Source organism: Pseudochrobactrum mosebachae, from assembly GCF_048914685.1.
Lineage (GTDB): Bacteria > Pseudomonadota > Alphaproteobacteria > Rhizobiales > Rhizobiaceae > Pseudochrobactrum.
The window spans coordinates 603,824-624,315 of the sequence record NZ_CP128408.1 but is presented as its reverse complement, the minus strand read 5'-3'; the positions used below and the strand labels follow the sequence as shown (position 1 = coordinate 624,315).

Below are 20,492 nucleotides of genomic sequence, written 5' to 3'. Positions count from 1 at the left end.
GCTTTATCGCCGGATTTAAGCGGCTTTAAATGCATGTTAAGAGCGAATTGCCTGCATGCCTTCTGATTATTACGCAAATAGTAAGAATTTAATTGCGCATTTTGCGCTTAGTCATTTTAAACGCTGTCATTTTACGTTATTAGAGCGGGAAATCTGAGGAAAACCGATGAGCTTATCCGATACCATTCGTAATACTTTTGTGCCCATTCACCGTGAAGGCTACTTGTTCATTGCAGCCTTTTTCGTTGTCTCACTGCTTCTTGGCTGGTTGTGGGCGCCGCTGTTCTGGGTGGGGATGGTTCTGACCATCTGGTGTATTTATTTCTACCGCGATCCGCAGCGTATTACCCCGCTCGATGATGATCTGGTAATCAGTTCTGCCGATGGCAAAGTGTCATCAGTGGGCATGAGCGTTCCGCCGGCTGAACTTGATCTCGGTAGTGAACCAATGCTGCGCATTTGCGTGTTTATGAACGTGTTTTCGGTGCATATTAACCGTGCGCCTGTACGGGGTAAAATCACCGCGGTCATGCATCGCCCGGGCAAGTTTTTGAATGCCGAGCTTGATAAAGCCAGCAGTGAAAACGAGCGTAACAGCGTGTTGATTGACAGCGCCCATGGCGCAGTTGCAGTGGTGCAGATTGCTGGTCTTGTGGCACGTCGCATTGTTTGCTGGTCAAAAGCCGGTGATGATCTTTCAACAGGCGAGCGTTTTGGTTTGATCCGTTTTGGCTCACGTGTTGATATCTATCTGCCAAAAGGTTCTGTTGCCCGCGTGGCCGTTGGCCAGACGGCAGTGGCAGGCGAAACTGTTCTGGCAGAATTTAATGATACGCGCACTGCGCCAACCGTGCGGATTGCCTGATGCTGGAAGCGCCTTTTCCGCCACTTGATCCCAATGGCAATACAGAAGGGCGCGGTCCGCGCCTTTCTGAAATTCCGATGCGGATTGTCATCCCGAATCTGATTACCGTTCTTGCTATTTGTGCAGGCTTAAGCGGTATCCGCCTTGCTATCGAACATCGTTTTGAACAGGCTGTGGCTATGGTGCTGCTGGCTGCATTTCTTGATGGTATTGACGGACGGGTTGCACGGTTGCTGAAAGGCTCTTCCAAATTCGGCGCGCAGATGGATTCACTTGCCGATATTGTGAATTTCGGTGTGGCTCCGGCTCTGGTGCTGTATCTGTTCATGCTTGATCAGGCTGGATCATTCGGCTGGATCGCCGCTCTGATCTATACAATTGCCTGTTGCCTGCGTCTGGCACGCTTCAATGTGATGCTGGAAGACCCCAACCGTCCGGCATGGCAGGGTAATTACTTTGTTGGCGTTCCGGCACCTGCCGGTGCAATGCTGGTGCTGCTGCCGGTTTATTCGGGCTTTCTGGGGATTAATCCTAGCAAGGCTCTGGCCTTTGGTACCGCATTCTTCACCATTATGATCGCCTTTTTGCTGGTCAGCCGTTTACCGGTATATAACGGTAAAACTGCAGGCAGTTTCATCCGCCGCGATTTTGTGATGCCGCTGATCCTTGGTGTTGTGGTCTATGCCGGTTTTCTGATGAGCTTTACCTGGCAGACACTGACACTGACAGCGCTGGGTTATCTGGTGTTCCTGCCATTCAGTGCCTTGGCATGGAAGCGTCGCGTGGTTGCGGAAGCAGCTAAAGCCGGGGAAACACCGGTTTAAACACACTGAATATGCAATAAAAAAACCGCCTCATGACAGGGCGGTTTTTTTATAAGCGTTATAATAAGCAGGCTGATATTAATCAGGCATATTATATTTCAAAAAGCGATCCTGACGCACATCATAGAGCTGGCCGGTAATGGTCAAGGCAGGGTCAGCCAGTTGCACAATTTTAGCGGCAACCTCAGCCGGATGCGGCAATGTTTCTGGGTCTTCACCCGGCATCGCCTTGGCGCGCATGGCTGTGCGTGTTGCGCCCGGATTAACCGCGTTGATGCGCAATGGCATCTGGCGGGTTTCTTTTGCCCATGAGCGCCCCATCACCTCAAGAGCTGCTTTGGAAGCCGCATAGGGCGCCCAGAATGCCCGTGCAGTATGCGCAACGCCCGACGACATCAGAATGGCGCGTCCTGCATCCGAGCGGCGCAGCAGCGGATCCACCGAGCGGATCAAACGCCAGATACTGGTAAGGTTTGTGCTGATCACATTGTCAAACACCTTGGCTTCAATATGGCCGACCGGCGAGATCGTGCCGAGAACACCGGCATTGGCTACCAGAATATCAAGCTTGCCCCAGCGGTCATTAATCGAAGAGCCCAGCATATCAAGGGCAGCCATATCTTTCAGGTCAAGCGGAACAAGGGTGGCGGTATTGCCAAGCGCTTTGATCTCATCATCCAGTTCTTCAAGACCGCCGACTGTGCGGGCAACAGCAATCACATGCGCGCCACGTTTTGCCAGTTCCAAGGCCAGAAAATATCCGATGCCGCGCGATGCACCGGTAACCAGTGCCGTGCGGCCGCTTAAATCAAAGCTCATTGAAGTCCACCCATTTCAGTCTTTGAATAATGAAAAGGCGGCAGATGGTTGCGTCTGCCGCCTGAATATTTAACCGTTGCTGGAGAGCAGTGCGAAATTGTGAATATTCGACAATTCTTCCTGATCAACCAGACGTGTCGGATAATCACCGGTAAAATAATGATCGGTGAATTGCGGCGCCTTCGGATTACGCTTCTCACCGCCCACGGCTTCATAAAGCCCGTCAATCGAGAGAAACTCCAGAGAATCCGCGCCGATATAGTCGCACATTGCCTGAATATCCGGATATTTATTCGCCAGCAGCTTATCAGCGTCCGGTGTATCAATGCCGTAAAAATCCGGATGATGGATCATCGGCGAAGCCACGCGGATATGGACTTCCTTGGCACCGGCATCACGGATCATCCTCACGATTTTCATCGAAGTTGTACCGCGCACAATGGAATCATCCACCAGAATGACGCGTTTGCCTTCAATAATCGCACGGTTTGCTGAATGTTTCAGCTTCACGCCCAATGCACGGATTTGCTGGGTTGGCTCGATGAAGGTACGGCCAACATAATGATTACGGATAATACCGAGCTCGAAAGGAATGCCGCTTTGTTGCGCATAGCCGATTGCCGCCGGTGTGCCGCCATCAGGAACCGGTACCACCACATCGCCTTCAACGGGGGATTCCTTGGCCAGATTAATGCCCATATTTTTACGGGCAACATAAACATTGCGGCCGCCAACAACGGAATCAGGGCGGGCAAAATAGACATATTCAAACAGGCAAAGACGCTCGGGATTGCGGTTTGGTGCTTTGATCGATGTGGTTGAAATTGAGCCATCCGGCTGAATTTCACAAACAATCACTTCGCCGTTTTCAACGTCACGAATATAGGTGGCGCCAATAATATCCAGCGCACAGCTTTCGGAGCAGAAAATCGGCTTGCCGTCGAGTTCCCCCATAACCAGCGGGCGAATACCCACAGGATCACGCGCGGCAATCAGCTTGGTACGGGTCATTGCAAGAATGGCGTAACCGCCTTCAAGCTGGCGCACGGCATCAACAAAACGGTCACTCGATGAAGCAAGGCGCGAGCGGGCGATAAGATGCAGCACAACCTCTGAATCAGAGGTTGACTGGCAGATCGCACCGGATGCGATCAGATGACGGCGCAGGCTCAGCCCGTTGGTAAAATTACCATTATGGGCAATGGCAATACCGCCGACTTCAAGCTCTGCAAATAGCGGCTGCACATTGCGCAGTGCAGTTTCACCGGTTGTGGAATAGCGCACATGGCCGATCGACATATTGCCCGGCAGCTGCTTGAGCATGGCCGGATTGGTAAAGTGGTCGCCCACCAACCCCATATGACGCTCGGAGTAGAAGCGGCCTTCATGGAAAGACACAATACCGGCAGCTTCTTGCCCGCGATGCTGCAAGGCGTGCAGGCCGAGCGCTGTCAGCGTTGCGGCTTCATCATGGCCAAGAATGCCAAAGACGCCGCATTCTTCATGCAAGGCGTCTTCATCAATGGTAAAACGGGAAGGATTATGGCGCGGTTCGGTACTGCCAGCGTGCTCACTCTGAGGCGAGCTGATCACATGAGAATGATCTGACGTTGACAGGATGGTTTCACCGGAATGACTGATCATAGCCGTAAGGCCTTTCGACTGCAGAGCAATAAAAATGCTCTCTATCATAAGAGTGCTTTTGCTGCATAGCCCCAAATATTAAAAGGCTATGGGAGCCGGACATAAGCCTGTTAGGAACCGGAGCGGGCATGAACGTATCAGCGTTGAGGTCTTGATATGCGAACAGGCTCTCTATCATCGGATATTAGCATAAGACTGTTGAAGAAGCTTAGAAATCTTCAACAGTCTGGAACAGTGAATAGTTAAATCGTGATTATTGAGCCGGCTGCGTTGCAGGGGCTTCATTTTCCGGAACATCTTGTGCGGCTGGCTGTTCTGCCGGCTGGGTGCCTGCATGCGGCTTCAGACGCTCGATGATTGCACTTTCAGGATCTTCCGGCAGCATATCCACCAGTTGCTGGCCAAGGGAATCCAGCATTGGCTTGGATTTTGCATTGGTAACCCAGTTTGGCTGATCAGTTGTTACCAGCCAGTTGAAGAACAACATCGCCACAACCACCAGCAGTACGCCACGGGCGGCACCAAAGATAAAGCCGAGCGTGCGATCAAGCGCACCAATGCGGCTGTCGATGATGAAATCGGCAATCTTCATGGTAATGATTGAAACAATAATCAGGGTAATCAGAAACACCGAACCGGCCGCAGCAATATTCAAAATCGTTTCATTGCTGATATAAGGCTTCAGATAAGGCACAACTGGCTTGTAGAAGAAATAAGCAGCAAGAGCCGCTGCAGCCCAGGATGCAACCGAAAGCACTTCGCGCGAGAAGCCGCGCACCATGGCCAGAATTGCCGATACGAGGGTTACCCCGATAAGAATTCCGTCAAGTAATGTAATCGGCATCCTGCCTCGTTCCTCTACGTCCGGTTTATGTCCGCATTCTCGCGCGCCTGCGCGTTCGATATCGGGACATGCTATAGTGAGTTGTCATTAATAAATAGTATTTTCAATATCTACAGTGTCTGTACCCCAGACGATAGGGTGCAGATATGACTGTTATGGGAAATTAACCTGAATTTCTTTCACAAATTACTAATTCGCTTGATGATTAGTATTGAAAGCCTGTCTTTACCCGTATTGCTGTGGAAAACAGCATATAATAAGTCTTTATATTCTGCATGTTGGTGGGTAAATCGCAGTCATCCTATGATTCCTGCGACTTGCCTGAAACTGCGTTTAAACAAACAGATAGGAGCGGGTAATGTTCAGGTTGGATCGCAGCGCTCGCACTATATTTTAGCTGTTTCGCATTTCACTATCAAGTTGGTTCAACTTGATAGTGAAATGCTCTTGATGCCGGTTAATCACGGTTTTGGGCATTTTTACCCGGACCCGAGGCTGCAATGCTCGCCACCAAATCGGGCAAAGAGCCGGTTTCTGTCAGTGTGAAATTCTTTGGTTTGGACAATTCACCACCGCCCATCGGCAGAACAGCCTGTTTAAAGCCAAGTTTTTCAGCCTCTTTAATGCGCTGCACGGCATGAGAAACCGCACGTACTGCGCCTGAAAGGCTGATCTCACCGAAATAAACACTATCCGCAGGCAGCGGAATACCGGCAATGGAAGAAACCAGAGCTGCAGCAACAGCCATATCGGCAGCCGGTTCTGAAATACGGTAACCACCGGCAACATTAAGATAAACATCATGTTGGCCAAACCGCACGCCGCAATGGGCCTCCAGAACGGCAAGTGTCATCGATAACCGGCTATTGTCCCAGCCAACCACAGCGCGGCGAGGTGTGCCAAGCGTGGATGGAGCAACAAGCGCCTGAATTTCAACCAGAACAGGTCGTGTACCCTCCATTCCGGCAAAAACTGCAGCCCCAGGCGCTTTTTCATTGCGCTCGCCAAGAAACAGTTCAGACGGATTGGAAACTTCGCGCAGGCCCTTATCAGACATTTCAAACACGCCGATTTCATCGGTCGGACCAAAGCGGTTTTTAACAGTGCGCAAAATCCGGTAATGATGGCCGCCTTCGCCTTCAAAATACAAAACCGCATCGACCATATGCTCAACCACACGTGGACCTGCAATCTGGCCTTCTTTGGTCACATGGCCAACCAGCACCACAGCGGCACCGGTTTGTTTGGCATAGCGGATCATCGCCTGCACACCGGCACGCACCTGCGTTACCGAGCCCGGAGCGCTGTCGGTTGCATCGGTCCAAAGGGTTTGGATGGAATCAATAATCACCAGATCTGGGCGTGGCTTGGTATCAATGGTGGCAAGAATATCTTCCACATTGGTTTCTGCTGCCAGCTCCACCGAGGTATCTGCCGCATGCAGGCGTTGCGCCCGCAGCCGGATTTGCGCCACCGCTTCTTCACCTGAAACATAGATGATGCGGTATCCGCGCCGCGCCAACGCTGCTGCTGCCTGTGTCAGTAATGTGGATTTGCCGATGCCCGGATCACCGCCGACCAGCAAAGCCGAACCGCGCACAAATCCGCCGCCGGTAACGCGGTCTAGCTCGCTGATGCCGGACTGGATGCGCGGGGCATCTTCGATTTCACCCGATAGGGTGGTAAGGGCAACGGGGCGGCCTTTGCGCTGTGCCATTTTGCCCGGTCCCGAGCCGATGCCACCGGAGGTGCCTTCTTCAATGAGTGTATTCCACTCACCGCAGCCGTCGCATTTACCGGCCCAGCGGGTATGCACGGCGCCGCAACTCTGGCAGATGAACTGAATCCGGTTTTTGGCCAAGCTGATATCTTTCAGTGATCGTCAAATTGTTCTGGCAGATAGGTACCTTCAGCCAGATCTGTAAAGCGCGTAAACTCAGACTGGAACGCCAGCTTGACCGTGCCGGTAGGGCCGTGACGCTGCTTGGCAATTATCACGTCTGCGGTGCCTTTGACCTTTTCAAAGGTCATTTTCCATTCGTCATATTTGGGATCGAACTCATCGCGCGGCTCAAGGTTTTTGACGTAATATTCTTCACGGAATACGAAGATAACCACGTCGGCATCCTGCTCGATCGAACCCGATTCACGGAGATCGGAGAGCTGCGGGCGTTTATCTTCTCGGCTTTCGACCTGACGCGAAAGCTGTGACAGTGCAATGATCGGCACATTGAGCTCTTTGCCCAAGGCTTTCAGACCTGTAGTGATTTCAGTAATTTCCTGTACGCGGTTTTGTGCAGATGCTTTCGAAGAGCCTGTCATCAGCTGAATATAGTCAATCACCAGACAATCAAGGCCGCGCTGACGTTTCAAACGTCGCGCACGCGCTGAAAGCTGCGCAATGGAAATACCACCGGTCTGATCAATATAGAGCGGAATGCGCTGCATGGTTTGCGTACAGGCAACCAGCTTTTCAAAATCAGTTTCAGAAATATCACCACGGCGGATTTTGGAAGACGAAACTTCTGTTTGCTCGGAAATAATACGCGTTGCCAGCTGTTCGGCAGACATTTCGAGCGAGAAGAAGCCGACGACACCGCCATTGGTGGCTTTCATGGAGCCATCGGCTTGCTGTTCACCCTGATAGGCTGCGGCAATGTTAAAGGCAATATTGGTGGCAAGCGAGGTTTTACCCATACCCGGACGCCCCGCAAGCACGATAAGATCGGAAGACTGCAAGCCACCCATTTTACCGTCCAGCGAATGAATGCCGGTGGAAACGCCGGACAGATGCCCGTCACGCTGAAAAGCAACGCCAGCCAGATCAATTGCTGTTTTAACCGCTTCATTAAACGGCTGAAAACCGCCATCATAACGGCCGGTTTCCGCGAGTTCAAACAGGCGACGCTCGGCATCTTCAATCTGTGAGCGCGGCGCCATATCAACGGGCGCATCAAAAGCCACATTGACCATATCTTCGCCAATGCCGATCAGCGAGCGGCGGGTAGCCAGATCATAAATCGCACGGCCATAATCCTCAGCATTGATCACCGTCACCGCTTCAGCGGCAAGGCGCACAATATATTGGAACACCGTCATATCGCCGACTTTGTCATCAGCTGGCAGAAAGGTTTTCATGGTTACCGGATTGGCCATTTTGCCAACACGGATCAGCTCCGAAGCCAGTTCAAAAACACGACGATGCAGCGGATCATAAAAATGCAACGGTTTCAGAAAGTCGGAAACCCGATAAAACGCATCATTGTTAATCAGAATCGCACCAAGCAGCGCCTGTTCAGCTTCGATATTATTCGGCGCTTCGCGGTAAAGCGAATTCTGGCCGTCCCGTGCATCATCAAGTTTACGAACCGTTGCGTCTGCCATAAAAATCCCAAATCTTTATCCGCCGAGAAAGCGGAAATTATCCGGAATGGCTAATCTGTGTATCGAAAGCCATTCTGTCTCATAGTTTTGTGCAGTCTTACCGGAGTTGCGCCGGTATAATGCATGGATATCTCGTGAATATCCTCTGAAAACCGAAATGCAACCGGTTTAAGAGTCTGCTGAAATGCCACTGTAACCAATCTGGCTGCGCAGTAGAAGCGCCTATAGCATGATTCACACCTATTCACAGGGCAGAGCTGTTTGAGAAAAAGTGCTGACAGGCTTTTGGTTTGGTATTGCGAGAAAAACCCGAGCATATGTCGCCATGAAACAGGGCATTATGGCTTGTAGAAGAAAGACAGCTTACCGCCTTAAATTAATGAACCCGGTGTTTTGACGGGTTATTATCCGGAATACTGTCATTGCAGGCTTTGAGTTTACGAGTTTCCAGCCGTTTTAAGCGCTTTTCTTCCAGTTCAATATAGCTGCGAGTGAGTGGTACTGCATCTTGCTTATGGGCAAGCTGGATTTGAAAGACCATCATATTCTGCCATCGGAAAGCTGTTTCTGATCCCGCAAGATAAAATTCCCACATCCGGCAAAAGCGCTCGTCATATATAGCTTTGGCTTTTTCACGATTGGCTATAAAAGCCTCACGCCATGCTTTCAGGGTTTCCGCATAATGCAAACGCAGAATTTCAATATCCGTAATCACAAGTCCAGAATTTTCAATATGCGGCAACACTTCTGACAAGGCCGGAATATAGCCGCCGGGAAAAATATACTTTCGGATAAACGGATTGGTCACAGACGGCTCATCACTACGGCCGATAGAGTGCAGCAACATCGTGCCATTTGGTTTGAGCAACCGCGCGACCTGCTCAAAAAATTCAGCAAAATGCGTCACACCGACATGCTCAAACATCCCGACTGAGCTGATGCGGTCAAATTGTTGATCAAGCTTACGATAATCTTGTAAAATAAAACGGGCCTGTGTGCTGAGACCACGCGTTTGTGCGCGCTGATTGGCAATCTGGAATTGCTCGTGTGACAGAGTAACACCGGTTACATCTGCTTGCAGCAACTCCGCAAAATATAAACCGAGCCCACCCCAGCCGCAACCGATATCAAGCAATGTATCATCAGGGCGGATTTGCAGTTTAGCGGCAATATGGCGCTTTTTGGCGAGCTGCGCTTCCGCAAGGCTGGTTTGCGGCGTTTCAAAATAGGCACAGGAATATTGTTTGTCCGGATCAAGAAACAGATCATAAAGCGCGCCGCTCAGATCATAATGGCGTTGCACATTTTTGGAAGCACGCGTCAGCGTATTCATTTGCTGCAATGGCCGAAAAAATCTGCGCATCCGGTTGAGCATCCGCATCCATGGCGCTTTGGCAGCCGTGGGGCCGGTGTTTTCAAAAATCAGTTGTAGGAAACCGTATATATCGCCACTGGTAAAATCGATGTCGCCATCCATGAAGCATTCGCCGAGCTTCAATTCAGGATCAAGCGCGATGGCACGTTGGGCTGCTTTATTACGAAATACCAAAGTAATATGGGGAGGGGTACCGTTGCCATAAGTCTGATGCTGTCCATCAGCATAGATGACATTGAGATCACCCTGCGTGATCAGCGAATTCAGAATGGAATGCAACAGGCCAGCCATACCTCATCCTCCACATAAGCTATGCCGGAGGTTTTTGACTGGTAGACCAGTGAAAAATACGGATGAAGCAGCGAATTTCCGCTTGTTGTATCCGTTTGAACCACGGCACGACCACTACAGGATAATCTTTTTTGGCCCTATGAAAAGAGCAGCTATAATAATTCTGCTTTTATGATCATCATTTTTGCGTGATGCTAGAGCATTTCACTATCAAGTTGGATCAACTTGATAGTTATGACAATGCAAAAAAAGCTAAAATCTAGAGCGAGCGCTGCGATCCAACCTGAACGTTACCTGCTCTAGGAGTTTAAAATAAGAAAAAGGCCGCACCGGATAATCCGGCGCGACCTTTTGTAAACGATATCAGAATAAAACGCAGATTATACGTTGTCTTCTTCGCCGTCGAAATCTTCGTCTTCTGGTTCGTCAGCAAGCGGCTCTTCTTCGATGCCGTAGATTGCAGCAGCAGTTGACAGATCTTCACCTTTTTCCTGACGAAGAGCTTCGTCAGCAGTACGGGCGATGTTGATTGTGATCGATACGGATACTTCCGGATGCAGAACGATCGAGATCGGGTGAACACCGATCGATTTGATCGCATGGTTAAGGTCAACCTGGTTACGATGAACCGAGAAGCCTTCTGCAGTTACAACTTCAGCGATATCGCGAGTTGAAACTGAACCGTAAAGCTGGCCGGTTTCACCAGCCGAACGAACAACGATGAAGCTCTTGCCATCCAGCTTTTCAGCAATAGCTTGTGCTTCGGTCTTGCGTTCCAGATCACGCGCTTCGTACTGAGCGCGCTTAGCTTCAAAACGAGCCATGTTGGCTTCGTTGGCACGCAGTGCTTTGCCCTGCGGAAGCAAGAAGTTACGGCCGAAACCGTCTTTAACAGTAACAGTATCACCCATCTGACCAAGACGTGCGATGCGTTCAAGCAAGATAACTTTCATGGGACTATTCCTTTAGTTTTAAGTCTCAAAACTGGTAGTTTAAGATGTTAATTTTAATACGGTTAATTGGTTAAGCACTCTGCGGCGGGTCTTTGGAAATCGGAGCGGTACGTGATGTATCCATCAGCCCGATGACCAGAAAAACAACAGCTGAAAATGCAAAAATGATAAGCAGAAAATAAGCGAGCCATAATGCAAACGGACGCCATGGAGCACCACGGGTGCGCCAGTGAATAATGGCCAGACCCGACATGATAAAGCCGGCAGCCAATGCGCCGGCAAACGCAGTGGCAATCAGACCGGCAGGGCCTGAAAGAAACATGGAGCCGGCAAAAAATATAGCAAATACCGGCAGCGCAGGGCGCGGCATCCGCAATGTAGCAGGCCAGTTATCGCGCGGGCGGCGCAAAATACCTGCACGTTCGGTAATACGCAGAGCCAGATAGAAATTGGCAGTGAGAAACAACAGGCTGGTTGCTGCCTGAATGGCGGGCAAGGCAATCAGCAGAAACTTCTTCAAAGTTTCGTTGAAATCTTCACCATGGTTAAAGGCCGGATCAGAGGCTTTGAGGCTGGCAATAACGGCAGCGCTCAGCTCATTGATCATCTCCTGACCAAAGCCGATAATAATACCGACAATGACAAAACTGGCTGCAATCAACAGGGAAAGACGGAACAGAATATCGGAAAGCGGATACCATACCAATGCATCTTCAGGGCCGCCCAGTTCCTGAGCAGGTCTAGCCAGACCAGCGAGATAAGCGCCGGTTGCAGCAGGGATGAAACTGGTAAGGGCAATCAGAACAGCAACCATGGGTGCTGCAAAAAACGCCATAGCAATACTGGCAGTACCGGCGGCGATAAGACCGGCGGTGGTGCCCCAGCCAAGGGCGGCAATGAAAATTGGTAAAGGTGTCAGGACATAGAGCGCAATAGCAAAGCCGGATTGAACCAGTACACCAGACGCTAAAAGCGCTGCTGCCAGTCCTGCTAAAATTCCGGTGCTGATATGTTTGCTATTGGTATTCATGTCGTCCTGCTGTCCTGCCTGCAGATTTCTCTTGAAAAAAAATTTCAAGATCACTGTCAGTTGCAGTTAGAGAATGGTCGCTGTAAACGCCCTGTTTCCCAACCTGACCTTGCGGTCAATTAAACTATCGAATTATCTGGCGCGCATAATAGTTATACGGCCAAAATTTATACGGGATGTGAAAAATCACACCCCGTATAAATGAATCTTATTTCACTACGTAAGGCAGCAGGCCGAGGAAACGGGCACGCTTGATCGCACGGGCGAGTTCACGCTGTTTCTTCTGGCTTACAGCTGTAATACGGCTTGGTACAATCTTACCACGCTCTGAAATATAACGCTGCAGGAGTTTTACGTCCTTGTAGTCGATCTTCGGTGCGTTAGGACCTGTAAACGGGCAGGTCTTACGACGACGATGAAACGGGCGACGGGTAGGGATCTGATTGATATCAACCATTATTCTTCTCCTTCGCCGGAAGTTTCAGCATCACGCGGACGACGCGGACGGCGCGGACGATCATCATCGCGGCCGAAACGGTCTTCACGTTCACGACGATCATCACGGCGTGTCAGCATTGCTGACTGACCTTCTTCGTGTTCTTCAACGCGAATGGTGAGGAAACGCAAGATGTCTTCGTTAATACGCATCTGGCGTTCCATTTCAGCAACGGCTGTAGCCGGAGCATCAATGTTTACCAGTGTGTAATAAGCCTTACGGTTCTTTTTAATACGATAAGTCAGAGGACGCAGTCCCCAGCTTTCGATACGCCCGACTTTACCACCGTTAGCTTCAAGAACGCCCTTGTACTGTTCTACCAGTGCGTCAACCTGCTGCTGCGAGATATCCTGTCGGGCAAGGATCACATGTTCATAAAGAGCCATTGTCTTTGCCTTTCTTCCATTTTCACACGATCCGGATCAACGGCTAAGCCTCAACGACTTCTCTTTATCCGTGAAACGGAGAAGAAAGGACGCGGGTCGAGACGATCGAGAGCGGGGACACGGGAGGAAGAAACAACACTGTTTCTCCGGATCGTTAAATCCGGCCTCCGTTCAGCCCCCAGCTGATACCGGACGATGACGGTTGGCTATTAGGGGCTTTTGACGCAATTTGCAACCGGCAAAAGCAAGAGCCGCGGATAAAGCGGTGTTTAAGCAGTGTTTAAGTTGCGGGATTTTATCTCTATGCGGTAAATGAGATCCCAATCTTATAGGCACAGGCTGCTTGTCTGTCTGGTTTTTGGCTGGTTTTCCGACAGGCTCTATTGGCAAATGCTTGACTTAAAAGGCAGTGAAAGGCACATGCCCGTACAATATTGTGCCATATTATGTTGCGAAACCAAGTGATCCTTGCCGATAATGACAGCAAAGACTATGTGGTTTGGCATAGAATATAGTTTTCTGTCGTATCCGTATTGGCATTATATTATACAGGCCATGGGGTATTATACAGGCAATGTGGCCAAGACGTTATAACAGACATACAGGAAGAGGCTTTAATGACTGTAGCATTTACATTTCCGGGACAGGGCAGTCAGGCTGTCGGCATGGGTAAGGCTCTGGCCGAATCGTATCCGGAAGCACGCGCTGTTTTTGACGAAGTTGATGATGCGCTCGGTGAAAAGCTTTCTGCTTTGATGTTCGAAGGGCCTGAGGATCAGCTCACGCTGACCGCCAATGCACAGCCGGCGCTGATGGCAGTTTCTATGGCTGTTATCCGTGTGATGGAATCGCAAGGGCTGAAGCTGGAAGATAAAGTGGCTTATGTTGCCGGCCATTCGCTTGGCGAATATTCCGCACTCTGCGCTGCCGGTACTTTTTCTATTACTGATACCGCCAAACTGCTGCGTATTCGCGGTAATGCGATGCAGGCTGCAGTGCCTGTCGGTCAGGGCGGTATGGCGGCCATTATCGGTCTGGAACATGCCGATGTATTTAATGTCTGTGATCAGGCAACGTCTGAAGGTGCGTGCCAGATCGCCAATGATAATGGCGGCGGACAGATTGTCATTTCCGGCACTAAGGCTGCAGTTGAGCTTGCTGCAAAGCTGGCCACAGAGCGTGGCGCCAAACGCGCGATCATGTTGCCGGTTTCAGCACCTTTTCACTCCAGCCTGATGGCGCCTGCTGCCAATGCAATGCGCGAGGCGTTGGCTGTGGTTGAAAAAAATGTGCCTGTTGTGCCGGTCATTGCCAATGTGCGCGTGGCTCCGGAAAAAAATCCGCAAGAAATCGCCGATCTGTTGGTGGAGCAGGTGACCGGTCAGGTGCGCTGGCGCGAAACTATTGAATGGTTTGCATCCCATGAAGTGACGACGCTGTATGAAATCGGCTCCGGCAAGGTGCTGACTGGTCTTGCGCGGCGCATTTCCAAAGATGTGACCGGTGTGACTGTTGGAACTGCTGAAGAGATTGATGCGACTCTCAAGGTTTTGCTGTAATAGCAATCAACAATCTTAGTTTGTAAAACTATATTTTTATAAAAGCGGACAACAGCTTGTTCGCATTATCAGATTCAAGAGGATTACATGTTTGATCTGACTGGCCGTAAGGCTCTTATTACCGGTGCAACCGGCGGAATCGGTGAAGAAGTTGCGCGCGCGCTGCATGCGCAGGGCGCGATTGTTGCTTTGCATGGTACACGCGTTGAAAAGCTTGAAGCGCTGGCCAATGATCTTGGTGACCGCGTTCATATTTTTCCGGCCAACCTGTCTGACCGTGAAGAAGTAAAAGCGCTTGGTCAGGCTGTTGAAAAGCAGCTCGAAGGCGTGGATATTCTGGTTAACAATGCCGGTATTACCCGTGATGGCCTGTTTGTGCGCATGAGTGATGCTGACTGGGATGCTGTGATTGAGGTTAATCTGACCTCGGTATTCGGCCTGACACGTGAGCTGACGCATCCGATGATGCGCCGCCGCTTTGGCCGTATTATTAATATCACGTCGATTGTTGGTGTTACCGGCAATCCGGGACAGGCCAATTATTGCGCGGCAAAAGCCGGTATGATCGGTTTTTCCAAATCACTGGCGCAGGAAATTGCCTCGCGCAATGTGACCGTGAACTGCGTTGCTCCGGGATTCATTGAGTCGGCCATGACTGAGAAGCTCAATGACAAGCAAAAAGACAGCATCATGTCTGCTATTCCGATGAAGCGTATGGGTAAGGGGTCGGAAATTGCATCGGCTGTGGTTTATCTTGCCAGCAATGAAGCGGCATATGTAACGGGTCAGACACTGCATGTTAATGGTGGTATGGCGATGATTTAAGGCGGACTTGTCGGAAAACAGTTTTTCATCATGTCTTGATAATTTGTTTTTAGGTGTGTGAAAAAGGCATTAAGCCCTGATTTTTCAGAGCCAAAGTGTTTTTTACCGGCAAATTCTGGTCTTTTGTCATGATTTGTCTTGGCGTATTGTCGAATTGCACTTTGCCAATCATCAGAAGCATGATAATGCCCCGATCAATGTCGCGGTTCATAAAATATGTATCGCGGCAGTTGCTGTGAGAATTAGGATTGCGCTTATCCGGCGCAACAGTTAAACCGCAACAACTGAAATATATTGTATAGTCTGCCTGTAACGCATTCCGGTTTCAGGCATAATGCAGTAGGAATATCCACAGGATGCTTTTCACCGTAGCAATTGTTGCAGTGTAAAGTTATCTTAACACTTGATTACAATCAGCCATGCCGCTACCAAGGCTATGGTATTAACAGGTCGAGGTCCGACATGAGCGACACCGCAGAACGCGTCAAGAAAATCGTTGTTGAACATCTGGGCGTAGATGCCGATAAAGTAACTGAAGGCGCAAGCTTCATTGATGATCTGGGCGCAGACAGCCTGGACACCGTTGAGCTGGTAATGGCTTTCGAAGAAGAATTCGGTGTAGAAATTCCTGATGATGCAGCTGAGACCATTCTGACGGTCGGCGATGCTGTTAAGTTCATCGACAAAGCTTCTGCTTGATTCTTTAATCAGCAGACAGATATCGGGCTGGAAGATAACATCTTCCGGCCCTTATCGTTTGTAGGGCAGATAGTTTATCTGTCGTCTTGAATGCTATGTAAGGTGCAAAAGCAGCTAAAACCTGCTGAATGTGTTGTCGTACAATAATTATTACTCCACAAATGCGCTGTAACAATTTAATAATTTTGCGTAATTTTAATCCTTGATCGATTCCGGTCGAGATAGTGCGCGGTTGATTAATCTGCGCTGCCCGCTGGCTGATCAGGATCAGTTGAATAAAGACGGGTTTGCGTGGGGAAGGATACATATGAGAAGAGTCGTCATTACCGGTCTTGGTCTGGTATCGCCTTTGGCAAATGGTGTTGAAGAAACCTGGAAGCGTCTGCTTGCTGGTCAAAGTGCAGCACGCCGTGTTACCGAATTCGAAGTTGACGACCTTGCTTGTCAGATTGCCTGCCGTATTCCTGTTGGTGACGGTACCGATGGCACATTCAATGCAGATCATTACATGGAGCCAAAGGAACAACGCAAAGTTGATCCTTTTATTATTTATGGTGTGGCTGCTGCCGATCAGGCTCTGGAAGATGCAAACTGGCATCCGCAGAGCGATGAAGATCAGATCCGCACCGGTGTGCTGATCGGATCCGGTATCGGTGGTATCGAAGGTATTGTTGAAGCCGGCCTGACACTGCGTGACAAAGGTCCGCGCCGTATTTCACCATTCTTTATTCCGGGTCGTCTGATCAATCTGGCGTCCGGCCATGTTTCGATCAAACACAAATTGCGCGGCCCTAACCATTCCGTGGTTACAGCTTGCGCAACCGGTACACATGCGATTGGCGATGCTGCCCGTATGATTGCTTTTGGTGATGCCGATGTAATGGTTGCCGGTGGTACAGAATCGCCAGTCAGCCGTATTTCGCTCGCTGGCTTTGCCGCCTGTAAGGCGCTGTCTACCAAGCGCAATGATGACCCGACCAAAGCTTCACGTCCTTATGATGAAGACCGTGACGGTTTTGTTATGGGTGAGGGTGCAGGTATTGTGGTTCTGGAAGAGCTGGAACACGCATTGGCACGTGGTGCTAAGATTTATGCGGAAGTAATCGGCTACGGTATGTCCGGTGATGCTTTCCACATCACAGCACCAAGTGAAAATGGTGAAGGTGCCCAGCGTTGCATGGAAGCAGCACTGAAAAGCGCTAAAATTTCACCTGATGAAATTGATTATATCAACGCACATGGCACCTCGACCATGGCGGATACGCTTGAACTGGCCGCTGTAGAGCGCGTTGTCGGCGAAAGCGCATCGAAAATCTCGATGTCTTCAACCAAATCATCTATCGGTCACTTGCTGGGTGCTGCGGGCGCTGCAGAAGCGATCTTCTCGGTCTTGGCTATTCGCGATAATATTGCACCTGCAACGCTCAATCTGGATAATCCATCGGTTACAACCAAGATTGATCTGGTGCCTAATAAGCCGCGTGAGCGTAAAATTGATGTTGCTGTGTCGAATTCGTTCGGCTTTGGCGGCACCAATGCGTCATTGGTTATGCGCCGTTATCAGGCCTAAGCCGCAGGTTTGAAATAAAATAGCAGGCCGCTTTGCGATAGGGCGGCCTGTAATATGATCCAAATTTAGAGGCGGTATTTTAAATATCGCTTGTTTCTGTTTATAGCTTTGTTTGCTGGTTGCAGCATTCGTGCTTTTGCCGCAATTATTGTGCCAATTGCGTGAAGAGATAACAGGGCGACAAAAGTATAGCAGCTGTTTTTTCATATCCGTGGGGTTGTCAGCCGTGATAATGTATTTTTAGCTAATTTAGAATTGTTGAAACTACATCTTCCAGTCACCGGCAACTCGTACAGAGCACAGATCAAATAGCTTATGTCTCTTTGGCGACAATTGCCGGAAGACCGAGTTGAACCGGAGTGAGAGTGTGACATCAGACCAATCATCTGAAAATAAACCTGCTGGTCAGCCTGCCGTTTCGGAAACGAATACACAAAATGGCGCGCAGGATACTGCTGCACCTGAAAATGTGAGCGCAGAGGCTGCAAATAAGCCTGTTACTTCCGATGAAACGATTGAGGTTGCGCCAGTTTCACCTGAAATCGCCGCTGCGCCTGCGGCACCTGCTGTCGCTGCTTCATCGCAGCAGGGTGAGGATCATACAGCCACGTCTTTACAGCAGCCAGAGCAGCAGTCTGAGATGCCGGAGGAGCCGGTGGTTGCAGCATCGGCAGCCGAGGCCGCACCTTCTAAAAAAACAGCATCAAAGCCAGTGAAAAAGCGCAAGCGCTCGCGTCATGCGCGCAGCCAGATTGTTGTTTTCGCAAATTTCATGCTCTCGATATTAGTGTTTCTGGTTATCTGCATGGGTGCACTGTTTTATTTCGGTAAAGTACAGTTCACGACACAAGGACCGTTAGCGCAGGATTCAACATTTTTCGTTAAACGCGGTAGTGGTATCGTTGAAATTTCTGATCAGCTCGAGCGTAATAATCTGATCACAGACGGTCGTATTTTCCGTTATGGTGCGCGAGCCTATGGTCTGGAAAAAAGTATGAAGGCGGGTGAATACGCTATTCCGGCCTATGCCTCTATGCGCGATATTATGAATATTTTTGTTGAAGGAAAGTCGCTGATGCATTCAGTAACTATTCCGGAGGGGCTGACCGTTCAGCAGATTTTTGATCGTATTGCCAACAGCGAATTGCTGGTTGGTGATATGCCTAAAGAGCTGCCTGCCGAGGGTAGTCTGATCGCTGACACATTCAGCTTTTCACGCGGCACGACCCGTGAAGAGGTTATTACCCGACTTACCACAGCGCAGAGCAAGCTGGTTGACGAGATTTGGGCCAAGCGTCGTGACGGTTTGCCTGTGAAAGACATAAACGAATTTGTAACACTGGCTTCTATTGTTGAAAAAGAAACCGGTGTGGCATCTGAGCGGCCGCATGTGGCATCGGTTTTCGTTAATCGTCTTAATCAGGGCATGCGTCTGCAATCAGACCCGACCATTATTTACGGTATTTTTGGCGGACGTGGCAAACCGTCTGACCGGCCGATTTATAAATCTGATATCGAAAAAGAAACCGCTTATAATACCTACATTATCAGAGGCTTACCACCTACACCTATCGCCAGCCCCGGTCGTGATGCACTGGAAGCTGTAGCTAATCCGCTGGATACCAAAGATTTGTATTTTGTGGCTGATGGTACTGGCGGGCATGTGTTTGCTGCAAGTTTGAAAGAGCATAATGAAAATGTGCGTAAATGGCGTGAAGTTGAACGCAAGCGCAAGGAAGCGCCGGCAGTAAACGGAACCCAGACTGTTCCGGTAACCCCGCCATCGCCATAAAATTTGGCCACATATTTCATCTAACAATCATGCTGTCCTGCATAATGCCGGACAGCATTTTTACAACGGATACGGATTTTCTATGACAGTACAGAGCATGACAGGTTTTGCGCGCCATACGGCAGTATTTACAGCGCCTGCGCAAGCTGGTGAAACCGGCGCTGAAACCCGTATCTCGTGGGAAATTCGTTGTGTAAACGGTAAGGGGCTCGATACCCGTTTTCGTATTCCACATGGGCATGATGATCTTGAGCAGCAATTACGTACAGCTCTTGGTCGCGTGTTTTCACGCGGGTCTTTTCAGGTCAGCCTGACGCTTGAAGAGGCGGAAACGCAGGCTGAAATGGTTGTTAATGAAAAGCTGCTGGCTAAAGTCATGCAGACGGCACAGCAGCTTGAAAGCCAATACGGACTTGCACCGGCAAGTGTGGATGGTATTTTGGCTTTGCGCGGTATGCTTGATGTGCCGCAGACATTGGCTGATGACAGCAATAAAGCTGCATTGCGGGCGGTGTTGCTGTCGTCATTTGATGACGCGCTGATGGCATTGCAGCACATGCGTTTGCAGGAAGGTGGCCGTTTGCAGGTATTGCTGAGCGGGCATGTTGACAGGATTGCCGAGCTGGCAGGTCAGGCGCGCCAAGATGGTTCACGCAGCGTTGAGGCTATCCGTGAGCGCTTGGCCGGGCAGGTGGCTTTGCTTTTGGAAGCTGTGAACAGCAATCGCAGTGCAGCTATTACATTTGATGAGCAGCGCCTGCATATGGAAGCCGCCTTTTTGGCAACCAAAGCTGATATTCAGGAAGAGCTCGATCGTCTTGATATGCATGTAGATGCGGCGCATAAATTATTAACCGATGGTGGGCCGGTCGGTCGCAAGCTTGATTTTCTATCGCAGGAATTCAACCGTGAGACCAACACATTGTGCTCGAAGTCTAATGCCGCATCAATTACCGCTATCGGGCTTGAACTCAAAGCTGTTGTTGACCAGTTTCGCGAGCAAATTCAAAATCTCGAATAGAGCTGGTTGAGTGAGCTGAACAGCTTTAACAGCACTGTTGCGGCAAAAGCAGAAACCGTTTTCGCTTCACGAAAAATAAAAATGCTTTAACTAAAATATGCAAACTTTTGTCAGG

At 49.9% G+C, this 20,492-nt stretch carries 19 protein-coding genes; 8 read left to right on the top strand and 11 right to left on the bottom strand.

What is annotated here, in order from left to right; genetic code table 11:
• Window positions 1-166 precede the first annotated feature (166 nt).
• Entirely contained in the window at window positions 167-865 is a 699-nt protein-coding gene (locus MP213Fo_RS02945) for a phosphatidylserine decarboxylase (RefSeq protein ID WP_421090195.1), read from the top strand.
• A gap of 2 nt (window positions 866-867) precedes the next feature.
• Window positions 868-1,689 carry a CDP-diacylglycerol--serine O-phosphatidyltransferase gene (pssA, locus tag MP213Fo_RS02940; RefSeq protein ID WP_421090985.1) on the top strand — a complete coding sequence of 274 codons (822 nt, stop codon included), beginning with the start codon at window positions 868-870 and terminating at the stop codon, window positions 1,687-1,689.
• Between the two features lie 78 nt (window positions 1,690-1,767).
• Here pssA and MP213Fo_RS02935 read toward each other — a convergent pair whose 3' ends face one another.
• The 10 genes from MP213Fo_RS02935 to rpsF all read right to left on the bottom strand — a co-directional run bounded on the left by MP213Fo_RS02935 (window position 1,768) and on the right by rpsF (window position 12,911).
• On the bottom strand, window positions 1,768-2,508 hold the full coding sequence (locus tag MP213Fo_RS02935; protein ID WP_421090194.1) for an SDR family NAD(P)-dependent oxidoreductase: 741 nt from the start codon (window positions 2,506-2,508) through the stop codon (window positions 1,768-1,770).
• 69 nt (window positions 2,509-2,577) lie between these two features.
• The gene (purF, locus tag MP213Fo_RS02930; RefSeq protein ID WP_421090193.1) at window positions 2,578-4,152 is read right to left on the bottom strand and encodes an amidophosphoribosyltransferase; all 1,575 of its coding nucleotides are present in this window, start codon (window positions 4,150-4,152) and stop codon (window positions 2,578-2,580) included.
• Window positions 4,153-4,405: 253 nt separating this feature from the next.
• Window positions 4,406-4,996 carry a CvpA family protein gene (locus tag MP213Fo_RS02925; RefSeq protein WP_421090192.1) on the bottom strand — a complete coding sequence of 197 codons (591 nt, stop codon included), beginning with the start codon at window positions 4,994-4,996 and terminating at the stop codon, window positions 4,406-4,408.
• A 457-nt stretch (window positions 4,997-5,453) separates the two neighbouring features.
• Complete coding sequence (radA, locus tag MP213Fo_RS02920; RefSeq protein ID WP_421090191.1) at window positions 5,454-6,857, bottom strand: DNA repair protein RadA; 1,404 nt, start codon at window positions 6,855-6,857, stop codon at window positions 5,454-5,456.
• Between the two features lie 11 nt (window positions 6,858-6,868).
• Window positions 6,869-8,380 (bottom strand): replicative DNA helicase, encoded by a 1,512-nt coding sequence (locus MP213Fo_RS02915; RefSeq protein ID WP_421090190.1) that lies wholly within the window; start codon window positions 8,378-8,380, stop codon window positions 6,869-6,871.
• A 376-nt stretch (window positions 8,381-8,756) separates the two neighbouring features.
• Window positions 8,757-10,046: a class I SAM-dependent methyltransferase gene (locus MP213Fo_RS02910; protein ID WP_421090189.1), complete on the bottom strand. Its 1,290-nt coding sequence runs from the start codon at window positions 10,044-10,046 to the stop codon at window positions 8,757-8,759.
• Between the two features lie 380 nt (window positions 10,047-10,426).
• A complete protein-coding gene (rplI, locus tag MP213Fo_RS02905; protein ID WP_421090188.1) occupies window positions 10,427-10,999 on the bottom strand; it encodes a 50S ribosomal protein L9 in 573 nt (190 codons plus the stop codon).
• 70 nt (window positions 11,000-11,069) lie between these two features.
• The gene (locus tag MP213Fo_RS02900; protein ID WP_421090187.1) at window positions 11,070-12,029 is read right to left on the bottom strand and encodes a DUF2232 domain-containing protein; all 960 of its coding nucleotides are present in this window, start codon (window positions 12,027-12,029) and stop codon (window positions 11,070-11,072) included.
• 208 nt (window positions 12,030-12,237) lie between these two features.
• Window positions 12,238-12,486: a 30S ribosomal protein S18 gene (gene rpsR, locus MP213Fo_RS02895; protein WP_421090186.1), complete on the bottom strand. Its 249-nt coding sequence runs from the start codon at window positions 12,484-12,486 to the stop codon at window positions 12,238-12,240.
• Complete coding sequence (rpsF, locus tag MP213Fo_RS02890) at window positions 12,486-12,911, bottom strand: 30S ribosomal protein S6 (protein WP_421090185.1); 426 nt, start codon at window positions 12,909-12,911, stop codon at window positions 12,486-12,488. The genes rpsR and rpsF overlap by 1 nt, the downstream gene beginning before the upstream one ends.
• 617 nt (window positions 12,912-13,528) lie before the next feature.
• Here rpsF and fabD point away from each other — a divergent pair.
• Together fabD and fabG are read left to right on the top strand one after the other, a co-directional pair.
• Window positions 13,529-14,470, top strand: a complete 942-nt coding sequence (gene fabD / locus MP213Fo_RS02885) for an ACP S-malonyltransferase (protein ID WP_421090184.1) — start codon at window positions 13,529-13,531, stop codon at window positions 14,468-14,470.
• An 87-nt stretch (window positions 14,471-14,557) separates the two neighbouring features.
• Complete coding sequence (gene fabG, locus MP213Fo_RS02880; RefSeq protein WP_421090183.1) at window positions 14,558-15,295, top strand: 3-oxoacyl-[acyl-carrier-protein] reductase; 738 nt, start codon at window positions 14,558-14,560, stop codon at window positions 15,293-15,295.
• A gap of 49 nt (window positions 15,296-15,344) precedes the next feature.
• Here fabG and MP213Fo_RS02875 read toward each other — a convergent pair whose 3' ends face one another.
• Window positions 15,345-15,476 carry a hypothetical protein gene (locus tag MP213Fo_RS02875; RefSeq protein WP_421090182.1) on the bottom strand — a complete coding sequence of 44 codons (132 nt, stop codon included), beginning with the start codon at window positions 15,474-15,476 and terminating at the stop codon, window positions 15,345-15,347.
• 281 nt (window positions 15,477-15,757) lie between these two features.
• Between MP213Fo_RS02875 and MP213Fo_RS02870 the strand changes: the two genes are divergently transcribed.
• The 4 genes from MP213Fo_RS02870 (at window position 15,758) to MP213Fo_RS02855 (ending at window position 20,377) form a co-directional block, all read left to right on the top strand.
• The gene (locus MP213Fo_RS02870; protein ID WP_002963616.1) at window positions 15,758-15,994 is read left to right on the top strand and encodes an acyl carrier protein; all 237 of its coding nucleotides are present in this window, start codon (window positions 15,758-15,760) and stop codon (window positions 15,992-15,994) included.
• Window positions 15,995-16,301: 307 nt separating this feature from the next.
• Window positions 16,302-17,564: a beta-ketoacyl-ACP synthase II gene (gene fabF, locus MP213Fo_RS02865; RefSeq protein ID WP_421090181.1), complete on the top strand. Its 1,263-nt coding sequence runs from the start codon at window positions 16,302-16,304 to the stop codon at window positions 17,562-17,564.
• Between the two features lie 640 nt (window positions 17,565-18,204).
• Window positions 18,205-19,356 (top strand): endolytic transglycosylase MltG, encoded by a 1,152-nt coding sequence (mltG, locus tag MP213Fo_RS02860; RefSeq protein ID WP_421090984.1) that lies wholly within the window; start codon window positions 18,205-18,207, stop codon window positions 19,354-19,356.
• Between the two features lie 82 nt (window positions 19,357-19,438).
• Window positions 19,439-20,377, top strand: coding sequence for a YicC/YloC family endoribonuclease (locus MP213Fo_RS02855; protein ID WP_421090180.1), 939 nt, complete (start codon window positions 19,439-19,441; stop codon window positions 20,375-20,377).
• The last annotated feature ends 115 nt before the right edge of the window (window positions 20,378-20,492 follow it).